The organism is Paenibacillus sp. J22FR21 (genome assembly GCF_056269135.1).
Genome location: NZ_JBWDNJ010000003.1, coordinates 898,215 through 917,770, shown reverse-complemented (window position 1 = coordinate 917,770; position 19,556 = coordinate 898,215). Strand labels below are relative to the sequence as shown.

Annotated in this window: 18 protein-coding genes; 6 read left to right on the top strand and 12 right to left on the bottom strand. The window is 52.2% G+C overall.

All coding sequences use genetic code 11. From position 1 onward, the window contains the following. Positions 1 to 34 precede the first annotated feature (34 nt). Genes AC0YNS_RS14630 through AC0YNS_RS14615 form a run of 4 tightly spaced genes read right to left on the bottom strand, consistent with a single transcriptional unit; the run spans position 35 to position 3,739 of the window. Positions 35 to 742 carry a FadR/GntR family transcriptional regulator gene (locus AC0YNS_RS14630; RefSeq protein WP_475781716.1) on the bottom strand — a complete coding sequence of 236 codons (708 nt, stop codon included), beginning with the start codon at positions 740 to 742 and terminating at the stop codon, positions 35 to 37. A gap of 18 nt (positions 743 to 760) precedes the next feature. Continuing rightward, complete coding sequence (locus AC0YNS_RS14625) at positions 761 to 1,495, bottom strand: LutC/YkgG family protein (protein ID WP_475781715.1); 735 nt, start codon at positions 1,493 to 1,495, stop codon at positions 761 to 763. Then, positions 1,485 to 3,014, bottom strand: a complete 1,530-nt coding sequence (locus AC0YNS_RS14620; RefSeq protein WP_475781714.1) for a LutB/LldF family L-lactate oxidation iron-sulfur protein — start codon at positions 3,012 to 3,014, stop codon at positions 1,485 to 1,487. The genes AC0YNS_RS14625 and AC0YNS_RS14620 overlap by 11 nt, the downstream gene beginning before the upstream one ends. Beyond that, the gene (locus AC0YNS_RS14615; protein ID WP_475781886.1) at positions 3,011 to 3,739 is read right to left on the bottom strand and encodes a (Fe-S)-binding protein; all 729 of its coding nucleotides are present in this window, start codon (positions 3,737 to 3,739) and stop codon (positions 3,011 to 3,013) included. The genes AC0YNS_RS14620 and AC0YNS_RS14615 overlap by 4 nt, the downstream gene beginning before the upstream one ends. Before the next feature lie 172 nt (positions 3,740 to 3,911). On the opposite strand from AC0YNS_RS14615, the gene AC0YNS_RS14610 reads away from it, so the two are divergent. Genes AC0YNS_RS14610 through AC0YNS_RS14595 form a run of 4 tightly spaced genes read left to right on the top strand, consistent with a single transcriptional unit; the run spans position 3,912 to position 6,305 of the window. Continuing rightward, positions 3,912 to 4,241: a PadR family transcriptional regulator gene (locus tag AC0YNS_RS14610; protein WP_475781713.1), complete on the top strand. Its 330-nt coding sequence runs from the start codon at positions 3,912 to 3,914 to the stop codon at positions 4,239 to 4,241. Beyond that, the gene (locus tag AC0YNS_RS14605) at positions 4,234 to 4,587 is read left to right on the top strand and encodes a DUF1048 domain-containing protein (RefSeq protein ID WP_475781712.1); all 354 of its coding nucleotides are present in this window, start codon (positions 4,234 to 4,236) and stop codon (positions 4,585 to 4,587) included. The genes AC0YNS_RS14610 and AC0YNS_RS14605 overlap by 8 nt, the downstream gene beginning before the upstream one ends. A gap of 12 nt (positions 4,588 to 4,599) precedes the next feature. Further along, complete coding sequence (locus AC0YNS_RS14600; RefSeq protein ID WP_475781711.1) at positions 4,600 to 5,544, top strand: ATP-binding cassette domain-containing protein; 945 nt, start codon at positions 4,600 to 4,602, stop codon at positions 5,542 to 5,544. After that, positions 5,541 to 6,305: an ABC transporter permease gene (locus tag AC0YNS_RS14595; RefSeq protein WP_475781710.1), complete on the top strand. Its 765-nt coding sequence runs from the start codon at positions 5,541 to 5,543 to the stop codon at positions 6,303 to 6,305. The genes AC0YNS_RS14600 and AC0YNS_RS14595 overlap by 4 nt, the downstream gene beginning before the upstream one ends. A gap of 54 nt (positions 6,306 to 6,359) precedes the next feature. Here AC0YNS_RS14595 and AC0YNS_RS14590 read toward each other — a convergent pair whose 3' ends face one another. The 5 genes from AC0YNS_RS14590 to AC0YNS_RS14570 all read right to left on the bottom strand — a co-directional run bounded on the left by AC0YNS_RS14590 (position 6,360) and on the right by AC0YNS_RS14570 (position 12,475). Next, positions 6,360 to 7,133 (bottom strand): DeoR/GlpR family DNA-binding transcription regulator, encoded by a 774-nt coding sequence (locus AC0YNS_RS14590; protein WP_475781709.1) that lies wholly within the window; start codon positions 7,131 to 7,133, stop codon positions 6,360 to 6,362. An 86-nt stretch (positions 7,134 to 7,219) separates the two neighbouring features. Continuing rightward, a complete protein-coding gene (locus AC0YNS_RS14585; RefSeq protein ID WP_475781708.1) occupies positions 7,220 to 8,692 on the bottom strand; it encodes a rhamnulokinase in 1,473 nt (490 codons plus the stop codon). An 11-nt stretch (positions 8,693 to 8,703) separates the two neighbouring features. Then, entirely contained in the window at positions 8,704 to 9,996 is a 1,293-nt protein-coding gene (gene rhaA, locus AC0YNS_RS14580) for an L-rhamnose isomerase (RefSeq protein ID WP_475781707.1), read from the bottom strand. Between the two features lie 20 nt (positions 9,997 to 10,016). Further along, positions 10,017 to 10,388, bottom strand: coding sequence for a sensory rhodopsin transducer (locus tag AC0YNS_RS14575; RefSeq protein WP_475781706.1), 372 nt, complete (start codon positions 10,386 to 10,388; stop codon positions 10,017 to 10,019). 17 nt (positions 10,389 to 10,405) lie between these two features. Further along, entirely contained in the window at positions 10,406 to 12,475 is a 2,070-nt protein-coding gene (locus AC0YNS_RS14570; RefSeq protein ID WP_475781705.1) for a bifunctional aldolase/short-chain dehydrogenase, read from the bottom strand. 628 nt (positions 12,476 to 13,103) lie between these two features. Here AC0YNS_RS14570 and AC0YNS_RS14565 point away from each other — a divergent pair. Further along, positions 13,104 to 15,209, top strand: coding sequence for a Sip1-related alpha-galactosidase (locus AC0YNS_RS14565; protein WP_475781704.1), 2,106 nt, complete (start codon positions 13,104 to 13,106; stop codon positions 15,207 to 15,209). A 171-nt stretch (positions 15,210 to 15,380) separates the two neighbouring features. Beyond that, positions 15,381 to 16,073 (top strand): hypothetical protein, encoded by a 693-nt coding sequence (locus AC0YNS_RS14560; RefSeq protein ID WP_475781703.1) that lies wholly within the window; start codon positions 15,381 to 15,383, stop codon positions 16,071 to 16,073. A gap of 901 nt (positions 16,074 to 16,974) precedes the next feature. Here the strand turns inward: AC0YNS_RS14560 and AC0YNS_RS14555 are convergent. The 3 genes from AC0YNS_RS14555 to AC0YNS_RS14545 are packed head-to-tail and all read right to left on the bottom strand — an operon-like array spanning position 16,975 to position 19,537. Beyond that, complete coding sequence (locus AC0YNS_RS14555; protein ID WP_475781702.1) at positions 16,975 to 17,742, bottom strand: alpha/beta hydrolase; 768 nt, start codon at positions 17,740 to 17,742, stop codon at positions 16,975 to 16,977. 44 nt (positions 17,743 to 17,786) lie between these two features. Further along, complete coding sequence (locus AC0YNS_RS14550) at positions 17,787 to 18,626, bottom strand: ChbG/HpnK family deacetylase (RefSeq protein WP_475781701.1); 840 nt, start codon at positions 18,624 to 18,626, stop codon at positions 17,787 to 17,789. Positions 18,627 to 18,652: 26 nt separating this feature from the next. After that, positions 18,653 to 19,537, bottom strand: a complete 885-nt coding sequence (locus AC0YNS_RS14545) for a carbohydrate ABC transporter permease (RefSeq protein ID WP_090981468.1) — start codon at positions 19,535 to 19,537, stop codon at positions 18,653 to 18,655. Between the last annotated feature and the right edge of the window lie 19 nt (positions 19,538 to 19,556).

Below are 19,556 nucleotides of genomic sequence, written 5' to 3'. Positions count from 1 at the left end.
AGATCATAAACCTGATCCCGGCGGGCATCAATCCCTACAAATGCTTCAACAAGTTACTCACCACATGCACAAGGTGCTGCTTCATCCGTTCGCCCGCTAGATCGGCATCTCGGCTGGAGATCGCTTCGTATATCGCGAGATGCTCGCGGTACAATCGCTCGGAAACCGAGCGATTCGCGTAAATCTCGACCCGCCGAATCTCGCGGATGGCCATCTCAAGTTGGCTCACGATGGAATCGAACAGCCGCACCATAATGGAGTTATGCGTCGCATGAGCCAGCGTCGCATGGAACTCTACATCGGTGCGTTCCCCCTCCAGATCATTGCCGACCGATGCTTCCATCTCCAGCATGATCCGGTGCAGCTCCGCCAAATCCGCATCCGTCGCCTTCAGCGCAGCGATGGAGGCGTTCGACACCTCCAGGGACTGCCTCGCTTCGAGCAGCTCAAGCAGCGTCTCGCGGTTCATCCGCAGCGACTGCAGCTCGGGCAGCTCGACTTCTACCGGAGCATTGGAAATAACCGTACATCCGCCGCCCTGCTTAATCTCGATATAGCCCATCGCCTTCAGCGCACTCAGTGCCTCGCGCATGGTCGAACGTCCAACGCCGAACTGCTCCGACATCTCCTTCGTCGAAGGCAGTTTATCGCCGACCTTCAGCTTGCCGTCAATCACCAAGCGCTTCAGCTGTTCAGCAATCTCCTCATAATGATTGCGTTTCGATAAACGGGTAACTTCCATCGGTAGAATTCCCTTCTATTAGCCAACAATGATCGCATAGACGACGCCAGGCCCGTGTACGCCAATCGTCAGATCGTTCTCGATATCTGCCGACCGCGAAGGTCCGGATATAAAATGAATGCCTGCCGGTAAATTCGCACGTCCCGCCTGATCAAAGTTTATCAGAACTTGCCCTAAACGTGTATGCAGCCGCTCAATCGGAATAATCGCCATGAGCACGGTTGGCAGTAAACTAACGGAGCGTCCTTTGTCCTTCGACGACAATACCGTAATCGAGGCCGTATACGCAGCCGCATAATCAGCGACAACAACACCGAAATCCGCTTCGGCAGCGCGTGCTTTCCAGTATTCCTCCGGATCGCTGTTCCAAACGGAAATCGTCGCATCCGGAATGGCCGCTTCCAAGCCAAGCTCGTTCAGTTCAGGCTGATTTTGTCGGATCACATACTTCGCGCTCATCTCGACCGCTTTGCCCGCAATAAACGACTTCGCTTCTTCCATATCGGCAAGCCGTACGGGATGCCCCCCGACAGCTTTGAAATTGTCCATAAACTTCGTAACGCGCTCCTCGAGCGGCCATTCAAACTCTTGCCAGAAATCAGGCGCGCCGCGATACGGATGCGCCGGCGGCTCAATCTCACGCGGACGTCTCAGCTTCGCGGAGATGCCGTGAATGAATCCGACCTGCTTCGCGCGAGAATCCGCGGCAAGCCCGTCGAGCCATGCTTGATGCTCCTTTGACCTAGTTGCCATGACCATGACCTCTTCCTTTGCCTGTTTCGCGGTCTTTCACAATCGCTTCCATCCGGCTCTTCATAGCAGGGTCCATCTCCTGCAAGCCGCTGCGAATTTCCGCTTCCATCGTCGGCCATTTCTCCCTAAACGATTCCTTCGGCAAGCTTGGCGCAACGCGGTACGTGTTCCAGCCCTTCAACGGACCGAGCTTCGTGCGAATACCGCCGTCACGAACGACAAGCTTTTGACCCAATTGACCGATCTTCAGCACCGCTTTAAACCGCTTCGAATTCTTCATTACCGCAGCGAAGCCCTTCATTCCGAGCGCTTCCAGCTTATCGCCTCGACCGCTCTCCAGCTTTCGGCGGCGCAAATACACGAGCATTTCGTGCAGCGGAATCTTCACCGGACATGCCTCGTAACATGCACCGCATAAGCTCGATGCGTTGGCGATATCATCCCACTCCGCAGGATTTTTCTTCAGCGCCGGCGTTAACACAGCACCAATCGGTCCGCTATAAGTGCCGCCATACGCATGACCGCCAATATGGCGATACACCGGACAAGCATTCAGACAAGCACCGCAGCGAATACAGTTCAGCAGCTCTTGGAACTCAGGGTCGCCAAGCTGCAGCGAACGCCCGTTATCCACGATAATAATATGCATCTCATCCGGACCATCCGCATCGACCTCGCGGCGCGGCCCCGAAATAGCCGACATGTACACGGTAAGCTTCTGCCCAGTCGCCGACCGCGGCAGCAAAGTCGCCATGACTTCCAAATCGGCGAACGAAGGAATAATACGCTCCATCCCCATCAGCGTAATTTGCGTCTTCGGAACGGTCGTCACCATCCGTGCATTGCCCTCATTCTCGAACAAGACCATAGATCCAGTCTCGGCTATGGCAAAGTTACAGCCTGTCATGCCGATGTCCGCTTCCAGGAACCGCTCACGCAATTTGCGACGAACGAAGCCGGCAAGAATCTGCGTATCCGGTTCAAGTGTTTCTCCGGCATCCGCCGAGAGCAAATCTGCAATTTGATAGCGATTCAAGTGAATAGCCGGAATGATGATATGGGATGGCGTTTGGCCAGCCAATTGAATGATATATTCACCAAGATCGGTCTCAATCGCCTCGACCCCGATCGACTCCAATGCCGTGTTGAGATGAAGCTCCTCGGTCACCATCGACTTGGACTTCACGACCGATTTGGCCTCCACATGCTTCGCAATATCAAGCGAGATCTTAACCGCATCCGCAGCCGTCTCGGCAAAATGCACATGGACGCCGTTCGCCCGCGCATTGTTCACAAACAGATTCAAGTAATAATCGAGATGCGCGATCGTATGAAGACGGATTTGCCGTCCGCGCTCACGCCAATCGTCCCAGTTGCCATGATCCTCGGCTGCTTTTTCCTTGCCCGTACGCAGACGCTCTGTCGTAAACCGAACCGCTTTACGCAGAAAATCATTGTTCAGCGCGATATCCGCCCGTTCTTTGACCGTGCTGCCGCCAACCGCTCCTGCTCCGCTCATGCGCCTTTCACTCCTTCATAGAGAAGCTCCGCCAGATGCATCACGCGCACTGGTTTATCCCGATAACGCAAATTGCCCGCAATGTTCATGAGGCAAGCCATATCCAGGCCGACCAGCACTTCCGCTTCTGTCTCCAGTACATGATCGCTCTTCTCGCTCACCATCGCACCGGAAATATCCGACATTTTCACCGCAAACGTACCCCCGAACCCGCAGCAATCATTGGCAAAAGGAAGCGGAATAAGCTCCATCCCCTGCACCTGCTTCATCAGCATAAGCGGTTCCTCCTTCACGCCCAGCAGACGGCTGCCGTGGCAGGAAGGATGATAAGTGACTTTGTGCGGGAAGCTTGCGCCGACATCCGTAACTCCAAGCACTTGAACCAGAAATTGCGTAAATTCATAGGATTTCTCCTGCAGCTTAATCGCTTTCTCCAGCATGACAGGATCGTTCTCGAACAGCTTCGGATAATGATGAATCATGCCGGTACATGAGCCCGAAGGAGAAATGACGAAATCGCAATCTTCAAAAGCAGCCAGAATCGTAGCCGCCGTCTCCCGCGCTTCCTTCCAGTAGCCGCTGTTGAAAGCAGGCTGACCGCAGCAGGTTTGTACCGTTGGAAATTCCACCGTCACACCGTATCTAGCTAACAACCGTACCATCGCTTCACCGACCGGAGGATATAAGGCATCGCTTAAACAAGTTATAAATAAGGAAACTTTCACGCTCATCGGCACCTCGCCTTATGAAATAGTTATGATATCATTTTATCAGGTTGTCAGACATGTTGACAATAGAAAAATGCGGAGACTTGGCTCAATCCCCTGTTTACAACTCAACTACTTGGTGATACTATGTAGTGGTACTAAGCGATACAAAGTAGCTTGGAGGACGCTTATGGAAAACCTTACGGAAATGCTGAAAGGAATTCTGGAAGGCTGCGTGCTTGAAATCATCGGCCGGAAAGAAACCTATGGCTATGAAATCGTAAAAACGCTCAATACGCTCGGCTTTGAGGATGTCGTCGAAGGTACGGTCTACACGATACTCATTCGGCTCGAGAAGAATCAACTCGTTGATATCGAGAAGAAGCCATCCGACGTCGGTCCACCAAGGAAGTTTTACCGGTTGAATGACGCCGGGCAGCGCGAGCTCCAGCTGTTCTGGGACAAATGGGGTTACATTTCGTCAAGACTTACCCAACTGAAGGAGGATAGCCGTGTTTAAGAAAATAGCTCATTCCATCCGAGAAGGACATAAACAGAAAAAAGTATACAGAGCATGCATCAAACGTTCAAAAAAGCTTCCCTATGAATACCGTGAGGTTTACAATATTGCCTCCCATTATATGCTGACCTTCTCCTCACAGGATCCCGCAGTCATCAACCTATTCCCCGAAATGCTCGACATGTTCGAGCTGGCTGCCGCTGAAGGACGAGACGTATTGGATCTTGTCGGAAATGACGTTATGGCTTTCTGTGACGGATTGCTTGAAGGTGTCGCTTCTCAGACTTGGACAGGGCAAATGCGCGCCAAAATGAATGCATCCATTCATAAAAAACTAGGCAAATAGGAGGCAATCAGCATGCCGACGAACAATCTAGCCATCGAGGTTAAGGGCCTCAAGAAGGCTTATAAGAATATAGAAGTGCTGCGAGGCGTGGACTTCACCGTACAGCAAGGTTCAACCTTTGCCCTGCTCGGTTCCAACGGTGCCGGTAAAACCACGATCATCAAAACACTTGCCACCTTGCTTCAGCCTGACAGCGGGCAAGCGAAGATTAATGGCTATGATGTCACCTTGCAGCCGGATCAGGTACGTAAGGATATCAGCCTGACGGGTCAGAGCGTCACCGTCGACTACATTCTGTCCGGCCGCGAGAATCTTCGCATGATGGCCAAACTACGCCATTTACCCAATCCTGACAAACAAGCCGAAGAACTCTTGCGCCGCTTTGACCTGCTGGGTGCCGCCGATCGCCGCATCGCCACTTATTCAGGTGGCATGTGCAGGCGTTTGGATTTGGCCATGAGTTTGCTGGGTAATCCACGGGTTATTTTTCTCGATGAGCCGACCACCGGTCTTGACCCTCAATCCCGCATTGCCATGTGGGAAATCATCAAAGGTCTTGCGAAGTCAGGCGTCACCGTCTTCCTTACTACGCAATATTTAGAAGAGGCCGACCAGCTTGCCGATCAAATCGCCATCTTACATGAAGGCAAAATCGTAGCAAACGGAACTCCCGCAGAGCTTAAAAACTTGCTGCCACGCGGACATTTGGAACTCCGGTTCGACAATGAAACTTCACTATATCAAGCACTTGAGCTATTTGCCGATTACAACGCGGCAGCAGATGAGCACAACCTCACGCTCTCCGTCATCACGGACGGAAGTACGAAGCAAATGCTCAAGCTGCTAACTAAAGCAGCGGATGCGGAAATCGAAATTGCTGAGTTTGCGCAAAAACTACCTACGCTGGAAGATGTATTCCTGACATTCGTCACTGGCGAAAAGGAGCGATCCCTATGAAGCTGATGCATGTGCTGAGCGATACTGCCGTTATGAGCGGACGCGTTATCCGCTACTCCACCCGCAGCATTGATACCATTATTACCGTCCTTGCTATGCCCATTATGATGATGCTGCTCTTCGTTTACGTCTTCGGCGGCGCGATGGACACCGGCGATTTAAGCTATATCAATTACATTGTGCCTGGAATCCTACTCTTCTGTATTGCCAGCGGTGTTGCCTATTCATCGCTCCGCATCAATAACGATCTCACAAAAGGCGTTTTCGAGCGCTTCCACTCCATGCCCATCGCAAAGGTCTCTATTCTTGGTGGTCATGTGATCGCATCCTTAGTGTTTAACTTAATTTCGTTGATTGCGATATTCATCGCTGCCTTCTTGATGGGATTTCGACCTCAAGCAGACTTGCTCGGTTGGGCCTTAGCCATTCTCATTCTAGTGCTCAGCATCCTCGCATTCACATGGATTGCCGTTACCTTCGGCTTGCTTGCCAAAACGTTCGAAGGTGCCGGGGTATTTGCTTACATTCTGATGTTGCTTCTATTCGTCAGCTCGGCGTTTGCCCCAACCGACAGCATGCCTAAGGTTGTTCGCGCATTTGCAGAATACCAGCCCATGACGCCGCTCATCGAAAGCATTCGTTCTCTCTTACTCGGAGGAACGGCCGATAAGACAACACTTGCGGCGGTGTTATGGAGTTCGGCAATCCTTGTTGTGTTCTGCTACTCCGCGTTGAAGGTGTATAAGCGGCGAATGAAATAAAACAAAAAAAGATGACTTCTGATTCGTGAATACATCAGAAGTCATCTTTGCCGTTTACACCGTCTGGACCGAAATTTCTGTACGTTCCGCAAGCTGCAGCCGCGTCTCCTGCGGAAGCCGTTGATCGGTAATGATCCGATCAATATCGCTCATGTCTGCGACATGCGTGAACGCCTGTACGCCGAACTTGCTGGCATCGGCCAGCAAGACAACCTCATCCGCCATACCGATCATTTTCTGCTTGATGCGCGCTTGCAGCTCATTCGACTCGCTAATGCCGCGGTCCAAATGAACGCCTTTGCATGAGAGAAATACTTTATCGACATGGTAAAGGTCGAGCGACCGTTCCGCCAGCGGACCAACAAAAGATAACGAGCGCTGCGCCAGTAAGCCGCCTGTCGAAATCACTTCGATGCGCTCCTTGCTGCTCAGCTCGGTCGCTACTTTAATCGAATTGGTCAGCACCGTCAGTGGAAAATCCGGCAGATACGAAGCCATATACCACGCGGTCGAGCTCGCGTCGAGCAAGATGCGGTCTTTCGGGCGAATGAGCTTCACCGCCTCCTGCGCAATCCGCTTCTTCTCTTCCGCGTGCGTAATTTCCCGCTCCGCATACGGAATTTCCGGCTGTTGCTGCTGCGGCAGATCCTTCACACTGACCGCGCCGCCATGAGAACGGCGAAGCCTGCCTGCCTGCTCAAGCCGGTCCAGGTCGCGGCGGATCGTCTCCTCCGTCACCTGGCACAGCTCGCTAAGCTCCGTTACCCGAATGCTGCCCCGTTCATTTACCAGTCCTACTATTTTCTCATAACGCTCTGCAACCAGCATAGTCATCCTCTTCTCGCGAACTGCTCATATTGCCTGCTACATGAAAGGGCTGCCCGCCTTCAAGCGGCGCAGCCAGCCATCTTAATTTATTTCAGTCCCGTCAAAGCACGGAATTTCCCGTATGCATCTTCCCATAATTGGCGTTCCTGCGGCTCGTACACCACAACAGGGAACGACTCCCGGATCACCTTACGCGCTTCCCAAATATCAGAGAGCTCGCCTTGCGCAATCCACTGCACGACTAGGTTGCCAAGTGCGCTGCCTTCAACCGGACCGGCCCAAACCGGCTTGCCGATCGCATTCGCCGACCACTGGCACAGAAGTACATTCTGAATACCGCCGCCAACCATGTGCAAACCGCTGAACGATTTGCCAGACAGCCGCTCTGTTAATTCAAGCACATAACGGTATTTCAGTGCAAGACTTTCCAGAATACAGCGAACGATAGCGCCCGGTGTTGCCGGTGCTGTCTGCCCCGTTGACACGCAATATTGACGAATGCGCGTTGGCATATCGCCTGCATGAAGGAACATCGGATCATCCGGCTCGATGAGAGCACCGAACGCCGGCGCTTTCTCCGCCATCGCGATCAGCTCAGGGAAGCTGTACGATTGACCTTCACGCTCCCAAGCTCTGCGGCTTTCCTGCAAAATCCACAGCCCCATAATGTTCTTGAGCAGACGGTATGTACCGTACACGCCGCCTTCATTCGTGAAATTCAGCTCCTGCGCGAGATCATTAATAATCGGCTGATCGATCTCCGTCCCCATTAGCGACCAAGTGCCACAGCTTAAGTAGGCAAAATCCCGCTCCAGCGCCGGTACCGCCGCAACCGCAGAACCCGTGTCGTGTTCGGCTGCAGCATACACCGGAACTGCGCCGATGCCAAGCTCTTCCATAAGCGAAGACCGCAATTGACCCACTCGTGCACCAGGCTGAACAACGTCGCCGAACAGCGAAGGCGAGATTCCAATCGCTTCAAGCAGCGGCTGGTCCCAGCGTCCTTCTAGCGGGTTATACAGCTGCGTCGTTGTCGCATTGGAGAATTCATTATGCATCTCGCCGGTCAAGAAGTAACGAAGCAGATCCGGAATCATCAGGAAACGTTCTGCACCTTCAAGAAGCGGAGAGTTCGCTTCCTTCAGCGCCGCAAGCTGGTAAATCGTATTGAACGGCAGAAACTGAATCCCTGTCCGGCCGAAAATCATCTCCGTGGTCAGACGCACCTTCGTGCGCTCCATAACACCATCGGTATGATGATCGCGATAGTGGTACGGATTGCCAAGCAGCTCGCCGCCTCGACCGATAAGTCCGAAGTCGACCGCCCAGGAATCGATGGCGAGACTTGCCGGCGTTTCGCCGGCATGCTTCGCCTTTAGCAGTCCCTGTTTAATCTCGTGAAACAAACGGAGAATATCCCATTGCAAACGGTCGCCAACGCCGACCGGGTCATTGCCGAATCGGTGGAGTTCCTCCACCTCAATGATGCGATTATTCAATCGGCCTAGCAGCGCTCTTCCGCTGCTGGCTCCAAGGTCATAAGCCAGAATGCTTGGCAAGCTGCATCCTCCTATACGTTAGATTCTGCTGCTTCGACCGGTTCTTTGCCACGTTGCAGCAGCACTGCTTGCTCGTAAGCTTTCACTTCGGCAAGCCATGCTTCGCGCACAGGCACGCCGTTCTTCTCGCAGTAGTAATCCCAAACTGCGCCGAACGGGTAAGACTTGAATTCCTCTTGCAGCGCAAGGCGAGTCGTATAATCTCCTTCAAGCTCAGCTTGACGCAGCGCTTCAACCGGATCCAGCATTGCTCTCATCAGCGCTTTAATCGTGTTGCGCGTCCCGATAACCCAAGCTGCGACACGGTTAATGCTGGCATCGAAGAAATCAAGTCCGATATGTGTTTTGCCAAGCAGTTCGCCGCGGACAAGCTCACGACCGATATCAATCAGCTCGTCGTCCATCGTGACGACATGATCGCTGTCCCAGCGCATTGGGCGGCTGACATGAAGCAGAATGCCGTCAGTGAACAACGAAATCGCAGACAGCTTATTCGAAATGACTTCCGTCGGATGGAAATGGCCCGCATCCAGACAGATCAGTTTATTGTTCTGCATGCCATAGCCCATATAGAATTCATGCGAACCGACGACATAGGCTTCCGAGCCCAAGCCGAACAGTTTGCTTTCCACTGCATCCAGGTTATGAGCAGGGTTCAACTCTTCCTCGAATACTTGATCCAGCGCATCCTTGAGCCGTTTACGCGGCGCCAAACGATCCGCCGGCGTATCCTTGAAGCCGTCCGGAATCCATACGTTCGTGACGCAGGTTTGGCCTAGCTGCTCGCCGAAATACGCGCCGATCTTACGGGATGCTTTGCAGTGGTCGATCCAGAATTGACGAATTTCCGGATCCGGATGGCTCAGCGTGAAGCCGTCCTTCGACTTCTCGTGGGAGAAGCAGGTTGGGTTGAAATCAAGGCCGAGGCCTTGCTCCTTCGCCCAATCGACCCATTTCTGAAAATGCTTCGGTTCGATTTTGTCCAGCTCAACTTGCTCGTTAGTATCTACATATATTGCATGCAGATTAAGCTTGTGCTTACCCGGAATCAGGGAGAACGCCAGCTCCAAATCTGCGCGAAGCTCTTCCGGCGTACCGGCAGCCCCAGGATAATTACCGGTAACGGAGATCCCTCCGGTCAGCGCTTGGCCTTTATTCAGGAAGCCGCGTACATCGTCTCCCTGCCAGCAGTGCATTGATATTTTAATTTGAGCCAGCTGCTCAAGTGCCGCATCCACATCAATACCATGACGTGCATACAGCGCTTTGGCTGCCTCATAATTGGCTTGAATTGTTTGGTCCATCTCACATGCTCCTTTTATCGTTATTTGAGAGGATGAGCTACGACTGACATTAATGCATTCTCCGCCTGGGTTGCATCCAAACGGCTGTATTGCACGATAATCGGAATATCGCTCAATACCTCAATCGCATAAGGAACGCCGACCGGAATGAACTCTCCGGCTGACGACAGAGTAGAGGTACGGATATGTTTGGTTCGTCTGCCTGGTACGACAACAAGAATGTTCTCGATCGGATTGCGATCCTCGAAGAAAATAGTCATCCGAATGAGTGCGTCTTCGGAAGCACAATTGAGCACACATACCGATTCATGGCTTTCAAGTGAACCTTTACTCGTTGGAGGAATATAACCGTCCGGAATAATCCAGTGTTTCTCGCCTCTTGCTTGATACATGCCCGCACCAACCTCTCTTATCGTGTGAATGCTGCCGGCACGCCGCCGTCGATCGTCAACATACAACCCGTTGTTTTATCAGCCTTGGACGATGCGAAGAATGCAACGCCTTCAGCGATATCGCGCGGGTAGATGTTAACAAGCAGCGTCGTCCGTTTACGGTAGTACTCTTCCAGTTGATCCGGCTCGATACCGTAAGCGGCTGCCCGCTCGTTGCGCCAGCTGCCGTTCCAGATCGTAGAACCCTGCAGAATCGCATCCGGCAAAATCGTATTGCAGCGAATGCCGAACTCCCCGCCTTCTGCTGCCACGCAGCGTGCCAAGTGGGCCTCGAGTGCTTTGGCCGAACTGTACGCCGATGCGCTCTTGCCCGCATATACGGAGTTTTTCGATCCGATGAATACCATGTTGCCGCCGATTGCTTGCTCTTTCATCAACTTGAACGCTTCACGAGCCACAAGGAAGTAACCTGTGCCAAGCACGTTCATGTTCAGGTTCCATTCTTTCAAGGAAGTCTGGTCAAAAGGACTCGATGTTGCAAGACCTGCGTTGTTCACGATAATGTCGATACCGCCGTAAGTAAGAGCTGTTTCGGCAATAGCAGCCATAACCGCTTCTTCGCTTGTTACGTCCATTTTCACAGCAGCCGCACGGCCTTCGCCGAACTTCCCGTTAATTTCGCCGGCTACTCGCTCCGCACCTTCCAAATTCAGGTCAGCAAGCACAACATGCGCACCTTCGGAAACGAGGCGGCGAGCCGTTTCGCTGCCGATACCGCCGGCACCGCCGGTAATGAACGCCACTTTGCGGGAGAATTCCGCTTCTGCAGGAGCAAGCGACAATTTGTACAGCTCAAGCGGCCAGTACTCCACGTTGTAGGACTCGTTCTCGCTTAGGGAGACGAAATCGCCAAGCGCTGTTGCGCCGCGCATAACCGCAATGGCACGGTGGTAGAGTGCGCCGCTTACTTTGGAGTTGGACCAGCTCTTGCCTGTATTAATCATGCCGATTCCCGGGATCAGAATAACGCGCGGCGCAGCTTCGAACATCACGTCGCCTTCATTCTTATTCCGCTCGAAATAGGCTTCATATTGTTTCTTATACGCAGCGATGCTTTCTTTCAGAATCGCTTTCAAGCCATCGATGTCATCTACGTTCGGCGTCCAATCGATGAACAATGGAACAACCTTCGTGTGAACGAGGTGATCCGGGCATGCTGCACCGACTTGGGACAGCTCAGGGGATTTCGCGCCGCCAACGAATGCCAGTACATCGTCTGCATCGTCGAATGTCAGAATCATTTTCTTCGCATCGCTTACTGCGCCGCGAATCGTTGGCATCACTTGTGCAGCGATGCTTCTGCGCAGATCTGCTTCAAGCGCTGCGTGTTTCACGCCGCCGAACAGTTTCGCTTCATTGACGCGAGCTTCGATGAAGTCTTCCGCTTCTGTGATGATTTTGATCGTTTGCGCGTACGCTTCCTCGGACGTTTCGCCCCAAGTGACAAGACCGTGTTTCTCCATGAGCACGAGCTCTGCTTTAGGGTTCGAAAGCACGCCTTGCGCGATCATTTTGGAAAGGGTGAAGCCTGGGCGTACATAAGGGACCCATACGAAACGGTCGCCGAAAATTTCTTTGGCCAGCTCTTTGCCGTTATCTGCGCAGCACAGGCTGATGATGGAATCCGGATGAGTATGATCCACATGTTTGAATGGAAGGAATGCATGCAGCAGCGTTTCAATAGAAGCGCGCGGGTGTTTGCTGTCGATCATGCAATGTGCGAGGTAGCCGACCATTTCTTCGTCGGACATCTCGTCGCGCTCGAACAGCGGACGGATATCCTCCAAGCGCAGACCTGTGAAGTTGCCTGCTTTCATCGTAGCAAGGTCAGATCCGCTTCCTTTCACATACATCACTTCAATGTCACGACCGCGGAAATCCTGAACCGTCGTCTTGCTCGACGTGTTGCCGCCGCCCCAGTTGCATACACGGCGATCCGTACCGATGATATTAGAACGATAAACCAACTGCGCAAGTCCGCCTTGCAGTTCCGATGCTTTCTCTTGCTCCCACAAACTTTGTACCATTGTGAATACCTCCGAATGAGTTTGATATATGATGTTGAAAATAGTTTAACATGTTTGTTTGTTTTTGAATACAGAAATTCAAAGAAAAACAAAAAGAGCTCAGAATGAGCAGCGAAAGTGAATCTTCGCTGAGTTTCCGAGCTAGCTTATCGTGCTGAGGTTGCTTCCCAGGTAGATTTCCTGGTGTACTTCATGGGCTCGAATCAAGCGAAAGAGTAGCTCCCAGGGCAACACATTCACCGATTCGCTACCTGCAGATCCCTTGGTACCCTTCTTTCGCTCAATTCGCTGAATTTTCTACCATGTAGATACCCTGGTACGTTTCATGCGTTCATTTCGGCGAATTTGCTACCATGTAGACACCTTGGTTCGCTTCTTTCGCTCATTTCGCCGGGAATCGTGACGGTCATGCCATCCTTCACACCGGCTTACTTCACCGACTGAGCCCCGATCGTGAAAGGCTCACACAACGCGCCGATTCAATAATTCATCCCATTGCAACTACAGACGATTTTCCACCTTTGCAAGACCTATTTCCCTCCTAGCATGCAGGGCATTTAAGTTATGATTACAGTTGTACTCTGCTCGATTAGCAGAGCACGATTGAAGCGGCAAAGGGGATTGACAGATGAAACCACAGCATTTATTTAACCAATATGGACTTAAAGTTACTTATGAGAATGGCGATACCCCTAGTTACGAAACGGCGGGCTGGGTGAAAGGTGATGGTGGTCAAGACGAACTTGGCCGCTACGAAACGCATCTATTGCCTTTTCATGATGCGGAAGAAACAAGCCATCTGACACTTGAGCTTCGTTGTTATGCACACACCGTGAGCGCGTATATGTCCGTTCAATTAAAGCAGGATGTGTTCGGTGTCACGCATGCTTTGGCGGCGGATAACGGCATCTTGCTGTCGGTCGGCGAGCCTGTCGGCACCTTGGAAGGTGTGCTGGCCCACTATAATGCGTACAAATGGTGGTGGACCAGACCTTATATGGCGAAGAGCACAGCTGCGCTCCCCGAGAAAACGCAAGCGCTGCTCTGGAAAGCGAACGACCGCTATACCCAGCTGTTCCCGCAATGCTCGAATGTGTTCAAAACAACGCTGCGCGGTGACGGTGAGGGGCTGCAGTTTGTTATTTCTCCGCTGCTTCGCGGAGTAAGGACGGGTCGCGAGCTGCTGTTTGTTTTGCACGAAGGCGCTAGTGCTTATGATGTGGTTGAGAAAGCCGCAGAGGCCGTATTCCTCGCTCGGAAAGAACCGATTCGCCTGCGCGAGTCGAAGCGGTATCCGGAGGTTTTCGAATATTTGGGATGGTGCACATGGGATGCGTTCTACCATGATGTCTCGCAGAAGGGTATTGAAGATAAAGCCGCGGAGCTGAAAGCTAAACAGGTTCCTGTCAAATGGGTGATGATCGATGACGGCTGGTCACCGGTACGCGAGAAAGCGCTCGTATCGTTTCAGGAAGACCGCTCGAAGTTTCCGGATGGACTTGCCGGTACGGTAAGCAAGCTTAAGAATGAGTACGGCGTCAATTGGGTCGGTGTATGGCACGCGTTTACGGGTTATTGGCATGGCGTTGATCCGGAGGGCGAGATTGCCCTTAAACATCGTGACCTGCTGCAGGCCGACACTGCAGGGCGTCTCGTACCGAGCACGGATGCGAAGAGTGGCTTCGGCTTCTGGAAGCAATGGCATAGCTGGTTGGCTGGGCAAGGCATCGATATGCTGAAGGTCGACAGCCAGAGCTCTTTGATCGAATTTGTCAAAGGCCAGCAGCCTCTTGGACAAGCGGCGAAAGGATTGCATGAAGCGTTGGAAGCTTCGGCATCGCTCTATTTTGACGGTCGGTTGATTAACTGCATGGGCATGGCACAGGAGAATGTTTGGAGCCGCGTCAACTCCGCGATTTCGCGCAACAGCGACGATTTCTATCCAGCCAAACCAGAATGGTTCCGTGAGCATGCGCTCCAGAACGCCTACAATTCGTTCTATCACAGCACGCTGTACTGGGGCGATTGGGATATCTGGTGGACTTCCCACGAAGATAGCCTTGCTCATGCCGTTCTCCGCGCGATTAGCGGCGGCCCGGTTTATGTCAGCGACAAAGTCGGCGAAACCGATGCTGACGTGCTTCGCCCGCTTATTCTGTCGGATGGCCGCGTGCTTCGTACCGACAAACCAGGCGTGCCGACAGAGGATGTGCTGCTGGTGAACCCTGTCGAAACAGCGGTGCCGCTCAAAATCATGAGCCGCTCCGGCGACAGCGGCTTGCTCGCTGCGTTCCACATTCATGCGGAAGCCGCGCCGCTCGAAGGCGAGTTCCGTTTGAGTGACATAGACGGACTGGAGGCTGACGCCGAGTATGCCGTTTACGACTACTTCGGCCGCAGCGCTTCGTTGCTGGACGAGTCGGGGGGTTATGGCTTCACCGTTGAACGCGGAAAGCCGCAGCTGTTTAGTGTTGCACCTTATCGCAATGGTTTTGCAAGCTTCGGCCTAATCGATAAGTACGTTTCGGCAGCAACCGTCAAATGGATGCTCGCTCAACCGGATCGTGCAACCGTGCTGCTTCACGAAGGCGGCGTATACGGTTTTGCGGCGAAGTCCGCACCATTATGTGCGTCCGTAAATGGAAAAGCGGTTGAGATTCAATTCGAGAACGGCTGCTATTTGATAGCTTGCGATTCGGTGGCAAAAGTGCATATCGAAATTAAGTGGACATAGACAAAATCAAAACCGGCATATTATTTCTCCGTTAGGTTACAGTAATCCAACCTAGACGAAATGGACTTGAAGGCGTTAAAATGAAATAGATGGCGAAGAACGCCCCGAGAAACATCCTTTAAGGATGCCTCGGGGCGTTTTCATTTTTATTTTCTGGAGGAGGATGTCTAAATGGCATTGCACGGATTCAACGAAGCCCATAAGAAATGGTTGACTCATCACCTCAGTTTAAGATCAGGAGAACGCAAAGGTCGATTGGAACGCGGTCATGCACATGGGGAAGTTTTGTTCGCTCGCAGTATCTGGTGGGAGCTGCAAGGAAGCTTGGAACATCTGCATCCTGAGTTCGAAATCGAGGATTGGCGCGGCAGACCATGGTTTGCGGACTTCGCATTTTTGCCTCCGGGCGGTTATCTTAAACTGCTCATCGAGGTCAAAAGCTTTTCATCCCATGCCCGGGATATGGACCGTTTCAAGTTCAGCGGCAATTGCAATCGAGAGATTTATGTGCAAGCGATCGGCTATCGATTGATCTCCATTCCGTATGACGATATAGAAAGAAATCCTGAATTAATTATTAGTCTGCTGCGACTTTATCTGAATCAATTCCTGCCTAATGCACAGATCGTCAGTCGATCTCTCATAACCGAAAAGGAGGTTATGCGTTTTGCGCTTGTGCTAGGGAAACCCGTCAAACCAATCGATATTTCAAGACACCTCGCTATCAATTACCGCACGACACTACGCCATATTCGTGAATTGGTCTCCAAAGGTAAACTTCGTCCAGTCATCTCGGGCAAAGGTACCAAAGTGTTAGGGTACGAAATCACACCTACTGCACGACTCGACGTTAACATGCACTAAGTACAATACATTCTCTCTATTCATGCCTCTGATGACGTGTGGAGTGTATGGAGTACAAGTCAAATCAATATTTTTAGGAAATACATCTGGAATTCAGTAGTTCAATTGTATTGGTTACACGTTAGCTACATACTTTGCCACAAATCCTCCGTTTGAAGTGTAGTTTTTACATCTCAAAAAGTGTTTAGGTCAAAATCACACTTCCTGCTCGAATCGAAGACGTTAACATGCACTAAGTACAATACATTCTCTCAATTCATGCCTCTGGAGACGAGTGAAGTGTATGGAGTACAAGTCAAATCAATATTTTTAGGAAATACATCTGGTTTTCAGTAGTTCAATTGTATTGGTTACACGTTAAGCTACATACTATGCCACAAATCCTCCGTTTGAAGTGTAGTTTTTACATCTCTATTTATGTCGAGAGGAACCGGGAGGAGTCGAGCGAACTCGGAAAAGGTGGTGTAAGGAACCGGCGTGTAGCAGGCGTGCTCGGTATGGTGTTGTGGGAATCTGGCGTGTGGCGGGCGCGCTCGATATGGTGGTGTGGGAATCTGGCGTGTGGCGGGCGCGCTCGATATGGTGGTGTGGGAATCTGGCGTGTGGCGGGCGTGCTCGGTATGGTGGTGTGGGAATCTGGCGTGTGGCGGGCGTGCTCGGTATGGTGGTTTGGGTATCTGGCGTGTGGCGGGTGTGCTCGGTATGGTGGTGTGGGAATCTGGCGTGTGGCGGGCGTGCTCGGTATGGTGGTTTGGGAATCTGGCGTGTGGCGGGCGCGCTCGATATGGTGGTGTGGAAATCTGGCGTGTGGCGGGCGCGCTCGGTGAGTGCGTGCTGGTATAACAAGGCGCATATACAAAAATCCCGTCTTCGGCACTCCGGGAGACGGGATTCAATTCCTTTATTTCAGCACAGCATCCTTCTTCGCAGCGCCAGTAAGAAATTCAAGCACACGCGGCAGCTTCATGTTCCAGTAGCCCCACTCGTGCAGGCCTGGTTCTTCCTCATACGTAAGCTCAACGCCCAGCGCCTTCAAGTGCTTCAGGAAGCGGATATTATCAGCATAGAGGAAGTCTTCCGTTCCGCAGCATTGATACAGCGCAGGAAGCTCTTTGCCCGATCGTGCCGCGACATTCGCGAGGTGGAACAAGTCGTCCTTGTGCTCCATCGTACCTGCCACATCACCGAAAATATCAGTGAACTCGCTGCCTTCAAACAAGTTCTCAATCGCGCGAATATCCAGCGCGCCGGAGAAGCTCGCTGCAGCAGCGTAACGATCCGGATGTGCAAGCGCCAATTTCATTGCGCCGTAGCCGCCCATCGATAGGCCAGCTGCAAAGGTATCTTCTCTGCGGTCCGAAATCGGGAACATCGCTTTGACGATCTTCGGAAGCTCCTCGCTTACATAGGTCCAGTACTTTGCGCCATGCGCCATATCCGAGTAGAAGCTGCGGTGCACGTTCGGCATGACGACGAACATGCGGTATTTCGAAAGCTGGTACTCTAGCGTCGTTTGGCGAAGCCACGTATTCTCGTTATCACTTAACCCATGGAGCATGTACAGCACCGGCAGCTTCTCGCCCGGCTGCACATCCTGCGGCATCACGATAGATACCGATGAGGTCATCCCCAATACGCTTGAAAAAAAATCCATATGAATGACTGCCATCGTTCATTCTCCTCCTGTAGCTGCAATAGAATCCGCAATCGTTTCTATAGGACTTGCGCCTCGTCATAGCGAAGCAATCGAACGCCACCGCTCCTCACGGCTTCGAGCACACGCGAATCCGTAAACATCAAACGCTCCCAGTGACGATCTTGCGCAACCTTCGTACCCGGATAATCCGAGTTTCCCCAGCTCCGAGTCTCTTCATCGTCATAGCCGGGATGGCCGACGATCAAATACTGCCCCGGCGCGGCAAGCTTCAGCCTAGCGACAAACTGATCCACCGGATCACCCACACTCGCTCTCGCACTCACTTCCGCATTCGTCCCCGCTCCAACTCCCGCAGCTCCGCCAAGCTCCGGCAATCTGCCCGTAAACGGTCGATGACTGATAAGCCCCTCCTGCAAGCACCATGCATCAAAAGCCGCATCGAGCCCTTTGACCGCCCACTCGAAGAACATATGCGAATCGGCATATGTAATTTCGAACCCGGCAGCACGCAGCTTGTCCAGCTGCGCCTTCATCTCGCTCAAGATCTGCTCGACATCCGGCTGCGCGGCAAGCCACAGCCCCGGATGCTGCTTGAAATAGCCATCCGCATCAACAAGTGTGGGCACTTGCGATGCCGGAAGCAGCGGCTTCCAGCGGAATGTCTCCCATTCCGCATTCATTGTAGCATGAAGACCGAAGCAGGTGCTTCGGTCTCCGGCAAACAAAGCCGCCGCATGATCAAGCGCGGCGCCTGTTGCCATCACGGAGACGTTGCGCACGATGCCGTGCTTCACGCTCTCCGCGATCGCCAGGTTATGCGACTCGCAATTTCCGCAGTCGTCGGCTCTCGTAATTAATGATACCGGACTGTTCGTACTGTTCGTACCGTTCGTCATGAAAAGATCCTCGCTTCACATTGGATTTATTCTTTGACAGAACCCATCGTTATCCCCGTGATGAAATAGCGCTGAAGCAGCGGATAAATAATGAGAATCGGCAGCATCGTTACGGCGATTTTGGCCGAGTTAAGCGTTTCGCTCGAGACTTTCGTAAGCTGACTTACGTTCTCCGTGGTGATTTTCGTCGGATCGATGGTAACAACGACCTGCTGTAAATACGTTTGCAGCGGAATTAAGTTGCTCTTCGTGACGTAGATCATCGCAGAGAAGTACTCATTCCATGTGGTAACGACGTTGAATAGCGTAATGGTCGCAAGTACAGGCAACGAGAGCGGCAAGTAAATGAGTACCAGCTTCCGCCATGCGCCTGCTCCGTCCATGCCAGCCGATTCGTCCAGTTCCTTCGGCAGGTTGCGGAAGAAGTTCATCACCAGAATAGCGTTGTACACGTTAACCAGACCCGGCAGAATCAGAACCCAGAAGTTGTTCATCATCCCGAGGGATTTGATTGTCAGGTACGTCGGTACGAGGCCGCCGTTAAACATCATGACGAAAACGAATACCCACATATAGACGTTCCGCGATTTAAATTGTCTGGTTTCACGCGATAGCGGGTATGACATCAGCACAGTGACAAGCAAGCTAAATCCAGTATAAGTGACGGTACGTTTCACCGAAACCCAGAAAGAGAGGAAGAATTGCTTATCCGTAAACACTTTTTGATAGGAGCTGATATCAAAGCCCTTCGGCCATAGAAAAACTTGTCCAGCCATTGCGAAGGAAGCTTTACTCAGCGACAATGCCAGCGTATGAATAATAGGCGCAACGGACAGAAGAGATACGACTACCATGAAAAGCAGCAGAAATACGTCAAATGACCGCGAACCGAGCGTTTTATTTTGAACCATACCATTTCACCTCGCTTGT